We start from the raw sequence: 11,615 nt of genomic DNA on the forward strand, positions 1-11,615 counted from the left end.
GCGGCGTCAGGTGCCCGAAGGTTCCAGCCTGTCCGCGCCGAGCCGGTCGAGGACGCCTTTCGCCCGTGCCAGATCGGCGGTGTCAAAGCCTTCGGTAAAGCCGCGATACACGGGCGACAGAACCGTGTGCGCCGCTTCTTGCTGTCCTTTGCGCGCCATGAGGTCCGCAAGCCCCGTGGCCGCCCGCAGTGCCCAGGCCGGAGAGGACAGGGCGCGCGCGCGCGCCAGCGCATCCTGCCAGGCCGCCAGTGCGGTATCCGTGTCGCCGGCGGCTTCGGCCACCCGCGCCCGCGCGATCCGCACGTCCGGGGCGATCCAGAGTTCTCCCGACTCGTCGACCTGCGCTTCAAGCCCGTCCAGCGCCGCGAAAGCAGCGGCCGTGTCACCTGTCTGGGCCAGCATGACCGCCTGCATTCCGAGGAAATGGGGTTCGTGCAGGCGGAAGGACATGGCCTTGCAGACAGAGATCGCGGCGCCGATGATCTGCAGGGCCTTTTCCGGCTCCCCCGTGGCGGCCAGCGCTTCGGCCTGCCAGAACAGGCTGTAGCCGGCGGCAAAATCGTATCCCATGCGTTTGGCATAGGCGACCGCGTCGGTCGTGATCTGCAACACCGCGTCCGAACGCCCCTGCAGGGCCGCGAGCCTGCATAGCCCGTTCACCTGCGCGTAGATTACGGAATAGGGATCGTTCAGGGTCTCCGCGTGATCCAGGGCCGCTTGCGTCATCGCCGTCGCCTGATCCGACTTTCCGAGCGCCCAGAGCGAGGCCGCGTGCCAGCACCTGGCGATGACCAGCGGGTCTCCGGTGGTGTGCCGGGGCGATGAAGAATTCCATGCGCCGCCTTTGACATGACCCTCGGCTTGTTCGCCCCACCAGACCGAGGTTTCGAAGTTGCCGCAACTGTAATGCGACCAGGACAGGGCCGACCCGGCGGACACCAGCAGTCGCGGGTCGTCGCCAGCGATCTCCGCGATACGGGACAGCTCCCGGTGTCCGTTGGCGACCTCGCCGCGCATCGCGAGATGGGCGCCATATCCGTTCTGGAACGCGATCTGGAAATCCTTGCTGGTGCCCGCGGCATCCAGCGCGCGGGCCTTGGCGAAGGCCGCCCCGACTTCGGGGGCCGCGTGACCCTTGATGCCGCTGAGAACCGCACCGTGACCGGCGTGAAGCTGCACTTCCAGCGCCTCGCGGTCCGGCCCCCTCGGCATCTGCGCCACCTGTTCCAGTCCCGCCTGCATATGGGCTTTGGCCTCGCTGACGATGCCGCGCTGGCGGGCGGATTGCCCGGCCGCCAGCCAGTTGCGCGCCGCGCTGGCGTGTTCCCCGGCCTCGGCGTAGTGCCGGGCCGGGAATTCCGGGGCGTTGCGCGCCCGGTCGGGAAACACCTCTTCGATGGCGCGTGCAATGCTCAGATGCATGCTCTGGCGGCTGCGGTTGAGCAGGGATTCATAGGCGGAATCCCGGATCAGCGCGTGGCGGAACACCCATGTTCCCGGTTCCCGGCCGGCGAAGATCAGATTGGCTTCGACCAGATCTTCGAGCGACCGCAGAAGGGACGCTCTGGATTTCCGAGATACCGCGCCCAGCAGGTCGATGTCGAACTCGCGACCGATGACCGAGGCGATCTGCGCGATGGGGCGCGGTCCCTCCAGCGAATCAAGCTGCGCCATCAGCGTATCGCGCAGGGTCGTTGGCACCGTGTTGACCGTCCGGCTGTCCATCTCGATGACGGACCGGGTCAGTTCCTCGGCAAAGAACGGAATGCCGTCGGCGCGGGCGGCCAGGGTCGCGATCACGTCAGGGGGCAGCCCGCCGCCGTCCTGCGCCAGAAACGATATCAGCTCCTGGACCTCGGTTTCCTCAAGGCGCTGAAGATCGCAAAGCATGACGCCGGCGTCCGACCCCCAGGGCGGTTCGAATTCCGGCCGGTAGGTGCCGACCACGAGCACGCGACCTGCGGGCGCGGTCTCGATCATCCGGGCGACCAGTTGCAGCGTCGTCGGATCGGCCCAGTGCAGGTCTTCGAAAAACAGCATCACCGGGCTTGACCGCGCCGCCCGCATGATCAGGCCCAGCATCGCCTCGAACAGGCGCGTGCGTTGCAGTCCGACGGAAATCTCAAGCGGCGGGAACCGGTCGGCGGGCAATCCCATCAACCCGGCGATGAGCGCGCCTTGTTCGCCCGCATCCTTGGGATCCAGGCCGAAGAACCGCAGGACCTTGTCCAGCCGAACCTCCGGTGAATCCTCGCGCTTGAATCCGGACCCGAACTCAAGCGCCCGGATGACCGGATGCAGGGCGGTGTTCGAGAAATAGGGCGAGCAGTGCAGTTGCACCAGTGCCGGCCCGGTCATCCCGGAGCGCTTCTTGAGTTCGCGCAGCAGCCGGCTCTTGCCCAGCCCGGCCTCGCCGCGCAGCATCACGACCGAGCCCTGGCCCGCGTCGGCCTTGCGCCAGGCCTCCATCAACTGCGTCATTTCCCGGTCCCGTCCGATCAGCGGCGTGATCGCCCGCGACCGATGGGCTTCGAACCGGTTGGCGCTCACCGATGGTCCGAGGATGCGCCAGGCCTTTGTCAGACCCGGAATGCCCTTGAGTTCCATCGGAGCGAGCGGTTCGCTGTCAAAGCTGCGGCCCAGCAGCTGATGAGTGCGTTCGCCAACCACGATCTGGCCCGGCTCTGCGACGGCCTGCAATCTCGCGGCCAGGTTGGGTGCGTCGCCCGACACCACCGCGCCTTCGTGAAGTCCGCGCCCGACCAGATCCCCGACGACCACCAAGCCCGTGGCGATGCCGATCCGGGTGCGCAGGCGCAGACCCGGATGCGGTTCAAGCCGTTCCAGGGCGTCGATCAGAGCCAGCCCCATGTTCACCGCGCGTTCGGTGGCGTCCTCCTGCGCCGCCGGGTAGCCGAAATAGATCATCGAACCATCGCCGAGGAATTGCGCCACATGCCCGCCGGCGCGGCGCGCGGCGTCCGAAACGGTTTCATGATAGAGCCGGATCAGGTCGCGGAATTCCTCGGGGTCGAGTTGCGAGGAGATCTGCGTCGATCCCACCATGTCGCAGAACAGGATGGTCAGCTGGCGGCGTTCGGCTTCCCATTCGGATGCCTTGGTTTGTGCCGCCGCATGCCCGCTGCGGGCCGGTTTGGCCAAGGCCGTCTCTCTGGCGGCGCGCAGGATCATCAGCCGATGCCCGAGGATATCGACCCCCAGTTGCTTGAGCGACTCGTGGTCCAGCTGGTTCAGCAGATCCGGCGTGATCTGTTCCTCTTCGAAGCGGCCTGCATATTGCGGCAGTCCGGCGTCCGTCAGCCATGCCTTGATGTCCATAGCCTCTTCCCTGGTCTTCCCCTGAACTTTCCCGCTGCCTTCAGCGGACCGTGCGGTGTCAGCCCTTGTCGTGCTCGCTGCCGGATTGCAGCTTGACGCCGTGCTTTTTCTTGTGGTGCCCCCCGCCATGTTTCCGGAACCCGTTTTCGTCGTAGTTCCAGTAGATCGGTCCGATGGCGAGCGGATGATCCCTGGGCAGGTTGCGGACCGAGTTGGTCCAGTTGATCGGGCCAAGATAGTGCGGCGGGTTCGGTTTGCGGCCCATGAAGGGTTCCAGCGCCTTCACACCCGCCTTTATGATCTTGCGCTGGGTCTCGTCCCAGCTGCTGCCATACCTGCCCATCACGGTGTTCGCTTCCGACCACATCTTCGCCGACGCGGCCAGCGGCGCCCAGGCCAGCTTCAGCGCCTGGAAAAGCTCGACCGGAAAGGCTTCGGGTTCCAGAACCGTGACCGGATCGGATTTTTTCGCATGCCTTGCCCGAATGCATTCCGCTGCATTCAGGCCCGAGATCACGGCGCCCTCGATGGTGGAGACATCCATGATGTTCTTGACATAAGTGCCTGCCATCCAAAGATTTTCCAGCGGCGTTTCGGTGTCGGGGCGGCGTTCCCAACTGCCGACCATATTGGCGAAAAGCTCTTCGCCGGTGTTCATGTCAAAAGCGGTCTTGCGCAGATCGATGTCGTCCAGATCGACGGGCAGGTGCTGCATCACCTCGTTCAGCACATATTCGATCGCCGTGGTGGGGTGATCGAGATCCAGGATAAGCTGGTGTTCCTTCTTGTGGCCTTCGGGATGCCGCTTTTCGGGTGGTATCGACAGCAGCGACACCACGTCCGAACAGGTCACGTAGAGAAACGTGTCCGGCTTTTCGCCCGGCGCCGTGTGCTCGCCGATATCCCGCCAGAGCTGCGTGTAATCCAGGAAGGTCATGTAGTATTTCGCGCCTTCGAAATCGGTCACGTCCTTGGGCAGCTTGTCGATATGGCATTTCAGGTAGAACTGAAGCGCGCCCATCGGTTCCGCCTCCAGATACTGTACCTCGCCCAGATGCGGGGCCGCGTCGTAGAATTCGTCGCGCAGCAGCCGTTTGATCGCGCCCGGCGTCACCGCCATCACCACCGCGTCATTGCCCACGTCCACGGCGCATTTGTCCTCGACGTCCCAGCTGTCATTGACCGAAGGGGACCGGTTCACGATGTCGAATTCAAGCCGCGCGATCCGCTTGCCGTCCTTGTCGGGCACGACCTTGGCGAGCCGGTGCAGCGGCTTCAGTTCGAAGCGATCAAAGCTCTCCAGCTTGTCCAGCCAGGGCTTCATCAGGTAGTCCCACTTGTTTCCGGCCAGCAGGAAGAATTCCGGCACGGAGTAGCGGTTGGTGTATTTCACGAAGGTCCGGTAGCTCTTGGCGGACGCCTGATAGGAGGAAATCGCCCAGACGGTCTCCCACAGGGTCTGGTGCAGGTCGGCGGCGATCCGCGTCATGTAGGGCCGGGAATGCAAGAAACCGTTCACCGAATAAGTATCCAGCAGGTCGTGCTTGTGTTCCGGTTCCGCCAGCATGTCGATCATCGAATACATGTAGATGAACAGGTCCGGCGGTGGCGCCGCGCCCGAATCCATATTGCGCAGGAAATCCTGCGGCCCGCTGGGATTGAACATCGCGGGCAGGCGGTCCAGTTCGTCGCCGCGCAGAAAGCGAAACGCTTCACGAGGCGTGAAATTGTTCTTTATTCCAATCTCTTCCGCGATCTTCCAGAAGTTGAAGTAGAAGTTCGGGAACATGTGGTAGGAATGCTCGCGCCGCGTACCCGTCACCTTGTCGCGGTAGGAATGAAGCATGCCGCCGACGAAATCGTCCTGTTCGTATAGCGTCACGTGAAACCCGCGTTCCAGCAGGCGCAAGGCCGCGCTCATCCCGGCCACACCGGCTCCGACAATCGCTACTTTCTTCATGTCACGCTCCGACAATTGGTTATGGGTATCCGTCAATGATACGGCGCGGCACTGGTGAAGATATTAGCACGGATGGCGAAAACAGATAACACCACACTTTGGCGTTTTTGCAAGCCATTGTATATACTTAATTTTGATGGAATTCCGGCGGTCCCGGCGAAGCCGCGGTGTCGCCCGGTGCGGCAGCGGTGGTAGGCCCGGAGGGACTCGAACCCCCAACCAAAGCGTTATGAGCGCTCTGCTCTAACCAATTGAGCTACAGGCCCGCCTACGGTCTGCGTATCACGGTGGACGGGGGCGTCAAGATCAGACAGCGCAGCCAAATGTTGCAAGCCGACCCGCAATCGACTACGCCGCGCGCAGATTGTGAAAAGGATCGGGCGCATGACGACGGGCAAGACCGGCATCACCTATGCCGAGGCAGGAGTGGACATCGATGCGGGCAATGCCCTTGTCGAGCGGATCAAACCGGCGGCGAAACGCACCGCGCGTCCCGGTGTGATGAGCGGTCTCGGCGGTTTCGGTGCCCTTTTTGATCTCAAGGCGGCCGGCTTCACCGACCCGGTGCTGGTCGCGGCCACCGACGGCGTCGGCACCAAGCTGCGCATTGCCATCGACACCGGGGTGGTGGACGGAGTCGGCATCGACCTCGTCGCCATGTGCGTCAACGATCTGGTGTGCCAGGGGGCTGAACCGCTGTTCTTCCTGGACTATTTCGCGACCGGAAAGCTGGAAACGGACGTGGCGGCGCGGATCATCGAAGGAATCGCGACCGGCTGCGAAAGGTCGGGCTGCGCACTGATCGGCGGAGAGACGGCAGAGATGCCGGGGATGTATCCTGAGGGCGATTTCGATCTTGCCGGTTTCGCTGTTGGGGCGATGGAACGCGGCGGCGCCTTGCCCGGCGGCGTGGCCGAAGGCGATGTCCTCCTCGGTCTGGCCAGCGACGGCGTGCATTCGAACGGTTATTCCCTCGTGCGCAGGTTGGTCGAGCTATCGGGGCTGGGCTGGGACGCTGACAGTCCGTTCGGGGATGCCAGCCTTGGCGCGGACCTGCTGACGCCGACCCGGCTCTACGTGAAACCGGCGCTGGCGGCGGTGCGCGCCGGCGGCGTGCACGCGCTGGCCCATATCACCGGCGGCGGCCTGACGGAGAACCTGCCGCGGGTGCTGCCCGAGGGATGCGGCGCGGAGATCGACCTGTCGGCCTGGGACCTGCCCGGCGTTTTCAGGTGGATGGCGGGCGTCGGAAACGTGGCGGAGGCCGAAATGCTGAAAACCTTCAACTGCGGCATCGGCATGATCCTCGTTTGCGATCCGGACCGCGCCGCGGCGCTGGCCGAAAACCTTGGCGCTTCCGGTGAAACCGTATACCGGATCGGCACCGTGACAGATCGCCCCGGCGTTCGGTATCGGGGCAGCCTGACGTGAGCGCCAAGCACGTCGCGATCCTGATTTCCGGCGGCGGCTCCAACATGATGGCGCTGCTGGACAGCATGGTCGGCGACCATCCGGCGCGACCCTGCCTGGTCCTGTCCAACACCGCCGCCGCCGGCGGACTGGCCAGGGCGGCGGATCGGGGCGTGCCCACGGCAGTGGTCGATCACCGCCCCTTCGCCGGGGACCGCCCGGCGTTCGAGGCGGAACTGATGAAGCCGTTGCTCGCGGCGCGGCCGGACATCGTCTGCTTTGCCGGGTTCATGCGGATCCTGACGGCGGGTTTCGTCAGCCACTGGCAGGGGCGGGCGTTGAACATCCACCCGTCGCTCTTGCCGCTCTACAAGGGGCTGAACACGCATGCCCGCGCCCTCGCGGCGGGCGACACCGAACACGGCTGCACCGTGCACGAGGTGACGGCGGAACTGGACGATGGGCCGATCCTCGGGCAGGCTCGCGTTCCGGTTCTGCCGGACGACACGCCCGAGACGCTCGCGGCGCGGGTTCTGAAACAGGAACACAGGCTCTATCCCGCGGTTCTGCGCCGTTTCGCATCGGGGGATCGCAGACCGGTCTTTCTGCCCTGACAAGAATCCGGCGCGTGGTTTCCAAATCGCGTGGTTTGGATTAAGACTGACTGAGTGAAAACGCGACCTGTCTTCTTTCACCGGAAAAAAAGACAACAAGAACAATGAACAGGAACTTCGACAGTAGATGAAAACGCTCACAACGACGCAAGATCTGGCCGCTTTCTGCAAGCTGGCCCATGCCCAGTCCTATGTTACCGTCGATACCGAATTCCTGCGCGAACGCACCTATTATTCAAAGCTTTGTCTCGTGCAGCTTGCGCTTCCCGGCGACGGGGACGACACAGCGGTTCTGGTGGACCCCCTGGCCGACGGCATGTCGCTTGAACCGCTGTATGACCTGTTTCGCGATACGAGCGTGATCAAGGTTTTCCACGCCGCGCGCCAGGATCTGGAAATCTTCTGGGTCGATGCGCATGTGTTCCCGGAACCGCTGTTTGACACCCAGGTCGCGGCGATGGTCTGCGGCTTTGGCGAGCAGGCCGGATATGAAACGCTGGTGCGCAAGATCGCGCATGGCTCGGTGGACAAGTCCAGCCGGTTCACCGACTGGTCGCGCCGCCCGCTGACCGAGGCGCAGAAGAAATACGCGCTGGCCGACGTGACCCACCTGCGCAAGGTCTACGAATATCTGGCGGCCGAACTGGACCAGAGCGACCGCACCCGATGGGTCGCCGAGGAACTGGAGATCCTGACCAATCCCGCGACGTATGACATCCAGCCCGAAGAGGCATGGAAACGCGTCAAGACACGCACCAATTCGCCCAAGTTCCTCGCTGTCGTGCGCGAACTGGCGGCGTTTCGCGAAGCCCATGCGCAGACCAACGACATCCCGCGCAATCGCGTTTTCAAGGACGACGCGCTGGTGGAACTGGCCTCTGCCAGGCCGCGCACCCATGCGGACCTGGGCGGCATGCGCCTTCTGCTGCGCGAAGCCCGCAAGGGGGCGATTGCCGACGGCATCCTCGCCGCGGTCGAAAAAGGGGTGAACTGCCCGCCCGGAGAGATGCCGCAACCGGACCGCAGCCGTGAGAAGCTTCAGGTCAATCCCGCGCTGGCCGACATGCTGCGTGTGCTGCTGAAATCGAAGACGGAAAGCTCGGGCGTCGCCGCCAAGCTGATCGCGCCAAGCTCCGATCTGGATGCGATCGCCGCCGGGCTGCGCGATGTGCCCGCCCTGTCGGGCTGGCGGCGCGAGGTCTTTGGCGCGGATGCGCTCAGACTCTGCGAAGGCAAGATCGGGCTGGCCGCCAAGGGCCAATCGGTGGTCGTCGTCGAACTTTAGGGCAGCGGGTCAGCGCCGGCGGGATTCCAGCGCGTTCTGGGCGCCCCGGACGCGCACGAGGCGCACGGCGCTCAGGTCCTGCCGGCTCAGCGTGTAGGCATCGACCACGGTCCGGCTCCGCTGGTCCCCGACGGGCGTTTCCCAGGGCGGATAGGCCACCCGGAAATCCAGTTCCAGAATGCCGTCATCCGACACCAGTTCCGGGTTGACCGGCCGCAGTTCGGCGGCGAAGGCGCCTTGCCGGCTCGCCACGCCTTCGGCCAGAATGATCGCGCCGCTGGGGGTCGGATCGATCTGCAGTTTCGTCACGCTGGCGATCGGCACGGACAGGTCCGCGGCTTCGGGCCGGCGCAGCAGGCCGCCGCGTTCCGGCGGGATCAACGCGTTCACGGAGCCATCCGCCGCGACCGACTGAACCGGTTCGCTGCTGCCGAACCAGTTGCCCGGATTGAGACTGGAATCCCGCCAGCCGCAGGCGGACAGGGCGAGGCTGGCAGCCGTCAGGACTATCACGTTGGTTTTCATGCGCTCTCGCCGTTCTGGAACTTGCCTGAACCCCGGTTATCGCATCCGGCACCGGTTGAAAAGACGCAAGGCGGGGCTGGACACCCAACCGCCGCCGACTTACCTGAAAGGCGCAGCCGATCAGAGGACAGACCATGGCAACGCTCGCCTTCGAAGACATAGTCGAGGACTTCGAATTCCTGGAGGACTGGGAGGACCGGTATCGGCACGTGATCGAACTGGGCAAGGCGATGCCGCCGCTCGCGGACGCGCTGAAAGTGCCGGCGACCAAGGTCGACGGCTGCGCCAGCCAGGTCTGGCTGCACCCGGTGATCGAAGATGGCGCGTTCAGCTTTGATGGCGAAAGCGACGCGATGATCGTTCGCGGGCTGATCGCGGTGTTGCGGGCGCTTTACAACGGGCTTCCCGTCGCGCAGGTTCCCGCCGTTGACGCAGGCCGCGAACTGGCGCGTCTTGGGCTGCACGACCACCTGTCGGCTCAGCGGAGCAACGGATTGCGCGCCATGGTCGAACGTATCCGCGACGTGGCCTCCGAACACGCCTGATCCGTCTTGGCCGATGGCCGTCAGGTCGGACGATCCGCCCAGCGGGTCAGTGTCCTGTCCAGATCTCCATAACCGGTCAAGCGGCGCTCGAAATCGAGACCGAGGCGGTCGGCGCAGGCGCGGGCCCTTTCCGTCAGGACCGGATCGTCGGTCTGCGCCTGATAGACCAGCTTGCTATAGTGGCCGAAATACATGTCGCGCAGGTCCGGATGGCGGTCCAGTCCCAACGGTTTCCAGATGAAGGCGTCGAACTGCCGGGCCAGGAAGTCGGTCAGGTAGAAGGCGGTGATCTCGTCGGAATGCCGGGCGAAGCGATCGTTGCCTTCATAGAAGGAATAGCAATGCGGGCCGGCGATCATCTCGACCCCCAGCCTGTCGCAGGCGGCGGCGAGATGGCCGCCGGTGCCGCAATCGGCATAGACCACGAAGATCTGCGCATAGGCATCGCTGTGCCGTGCGATGGTTGCCTCGACCGCGCCGGTGATCTTTTCCGGGTGGTTGTGCAGGATCGCCGGCAGGCAGGTCAGGTCCATGTGGTCCCACCGGTTGCGCGCCTTCAGGTCGAGGATCTCGCGGGCCAGCGCCCCACAACCGATCAGGAGAATACGGCCGGTGCCGGCGGGCTGCAGGCCGCAGTCGGTGAGGGTTTCGTCGGTCACGGCCATCGTGATGCGTTCCTATTCTGTCTGAGCCGGGCTAGGGTGCGGCCAGGATAGCCCATCAGCCGGTCATGGGGCAAAGGAGTCGCGATGCACCCGACATTCGAACCACGCAACCCGGATTTCGAAACGCTGGTGCGCGACGGCTTTGCGCGCCAGTCACTGATGCGCACCTTTGGCGCGCGGCTGGAGACGGTCGAACCCGGTCTGGTGGTGCTGACGCTGGGGCTTGACCCGGCTCTGCTGCAACAACACGGATTCCTGCATGGCGGTGTCAGCGGGGCGATGCTGGACACGGCCTGCGGATTCGCGGCCCTGTCGCTGATGTCGCCGGGGGCCGGGGTTCTGACGGTGGAATACAAGATCAACTTCCTGGCGCCCGCCAGGGGCAGGTCGTTCCGCTTCGAAGGCCGCGTGATCCGCCCCGGCAGGACATTGCTGCGAACCGAGGGCGCGGCCCTGGCGATGGACGGGAACGGCGAAACGCCGACCCTGATCGCCACCGTCAGCGCCACGATGATGTGCGTTCAGGGTCAGGGAATCGTCGGCTGAGGCTCAGACCGCCGCCATACGGTTGTGCTTGCGTCCGATCCAGTGTTTCGCGGTTTCCACGGCCACCGCGGCATCGCGGCAATAGGCGTCCGCACCGATGGCCTTGCCGAATTCCTCGTTCAGCGGCGCGCCGCCGACCAGCACGATGTAATCCTCGCGCTTGCCCTGTTCGACCAGCGTGTCGATGACCACTTTCATGTAGGGCATTGTCGTGGTCAGCAGGGCGGACATGCCGAGAATGTCGGCGTCTTCGCGTTCCAGCGCCTCGAGATAGTTTTCGACCGGGTTGTTGATGCCGAGATCGACGATCTCGAAACCCGCGCCTTCCATCATCATCCCGACAAGGTTCTTGCCGATGTCGTGGATATCGCCCTTGACGGTGCCGATCACCATCTTTCCGACGCGCGGCGCGCCGGTTTCGGCCAGCAGCGGCTTCAGGATCGCCATGCCGCCCTTCATCGCGTTGGCGGCCAGAAGAACCTCGGGAACGAACAGGATCCCATCGCGGAAATCCGCCCCGACGATGGTCATGCCGCCGACCAGGGCTTCGGTCAGAACCCGGTAGGGCTCCCAGCCGCGTTCCAGCAGGATGTTCACGCCTTCCTCGATCTCTTCCTTGAGACCGTCATAGAGGTCGTCGAACATCTGTTGGACAAGTTCCTCGTCATCAAGATCCGACAGGATGATGTCGTCTTCGTCAGACATGGGCGCGTTCCTCGATTGATG

Annotated in this window: 10 protein-coding genes and 1 tRNA gene; 5 read left to right on the forward strand and 6 right to left on the reverse strand. The window is 64.4% G+C overall.

Features of this window, described 5'->3' with window-relative positions; genetic code table 11:
* Positions 1–6: 6 nt before the first annotated feature.
* From QO034_RS13615 to QO034_RS13625, 3 genes are all read right to left on the reverse strand, one after another.
* Positions 7–3,339, reverse strand: coding sequence for an AAA family ATPase (locus QO034_RS13615; protein ID WP_284486092.1), 3,333 nt, complete (start codon positions 3,337–3,339; stop codon positions 7–9).
* 58 nt (positions 3,340–3,397) lie between these two features.
* Entirely contained in the window at positions 3,398–5,299 is a 1,902-nt protein-coding gene (locus QO034_RS13620; RefSeq protein ID WP_284486093.1) for an FAD-dependent oxidoreductase, read from the reverse strand.
* A gap of 189 nt (positions 5,300–5,488) precedes the next feature.
* Positions 5,489–5,565: transfer RNA gene (locus tag QO034_RS13625), tRNA-Ile, on the reverse strand.
* 118 nt (positions 5,566–5,683) lie between these two features.
* Between QO034_RS13625 and purM the strand changes: the two genes are divergently transcribed.
* From purM to rnd, 3 genes are all read left to right on the forward strand, one after another.
* On the forward strand, positions 5,684–6,730 hold the full coding sequence (gene purM / locus QO034_RS13630; protein ID WP_284486094.1) for a phosphoribosylformylglycinamidine cyclo-ligase: 1,047 nt from the start codon (positions 5,684–5,686) through the stop codon (positions 6,728–6,730).
* Positions 6,727–7,323 carry a phosphoribosylglycinamide formyltransferase gene (purN, locus tag QO034_RS13635; RefSeq protein ID WP_284486095.1) on the forward strand — a complete coding sequence of 199 codons (597 nt, stop codon included), beginning with the start codon at positions 6,727–6,729 and terminating at the stop codon, positions 7,321–7,323. Before purM ends, purN begins: the two co-directional genes overlap by 4 nt.
* Positions 7,324–7,450: 127 nt before the next feature.
* Positions 7,451–8,608: a ribonuclease D gene (rnd, locus tag QO034_RS13640; protein WP_284486096.1), complete on the forward strand. Its 1,158-nt coding sequence runs from the start codon at positions 7,451–7,453 to the stop codon at positions 8,606–8,608.
* Between the two features lie 9 nt (positions 8,609–8,617).
* On the opposite strand, the gene QO034_RS13645 is transcribed toward rnd, so the two are convergent.
* Positions 8,618–9,133: a hypothetical protein gene (locus QO034_RS13645; protein WP_284486097.1), complete on the reverse strand. Its 516-nt coding sequence runs from the start codon at positions 9,131–9,133 to the stop codon at positions 8,618–8,620.
* A 134-nt stretch (positions 9,134–9,267) separates the two neighbouring features.
* On the opposite strand from QO034_RS13645, the gene QO034_RS13650 reads away from it, so the two are divergent.
* Entirely contained in the window at positions 9,268–9,678 is a 411-nt protein-coding gene (locus QO034_RS13650; RefSeq protein WP_284486098.1) for a SufE family protein, read from the forward strand.
* 20 nt (positions 9,679–9,698) lie between these two features.
* On the opposite strand, the gene QO034_RS13655 is transcribed toward QO034_RS13650, so the two are convergent.
* A complete protein-coding gene (locus QO034_RS13655; protein WP_284486099.1) occupies positions 9,699–10,343 on the reverse strand; it encodes a DUF1638 domain-containing protein in 645 nt (214 codons plus the stop codon).
* Between the two features lie 84 nt (positions 10,344–10,427).
* Here QO034_RS13655 and QO034_RS13660 point away from each other — a divergent pair, with 84 nt between their 5' ends.
* Positions 10,428–10,889: a PaaI family thioesterase gene (locus tag QO034_RS13660; RefSeq protein ID WP_284486100.1), complete on the forward strand. Its 462-nt coding sequence runs from the start codon at positions 10,428–10,430 to the stop codon at positions 10,887–10,889.
* A gap of 3 nt (positions 10,890–10,892) precedes the next feature.
* Here the strand turns inward: QO034_RS13660 and QO034_RS13665 are convergent, their stop codons facing one another.
* Positions 10,893–11,594, reverse strand: a complete 702-nt coding sequence (locus QO034_RS13665) for a corrinoid protein (RefSeq protein ID WP_284486101.1) — start codon at positions 11,592–11,594, stop codon at positions 10,893–10,895.
* Positions 11,595–11,615: the final 21 nt, after the last annotated feature.

The sequence above is a fragment of the Sedimentitalea xiamensis genome (assembly GCF_030164465.1).
Lineage (GTDB): Bacteria > Pseudomonadota > Alphaproteobacteria > Rhodobacterales > Rhodobacteraceae > Sedimentitalea > Sedimentitalea xiamensis.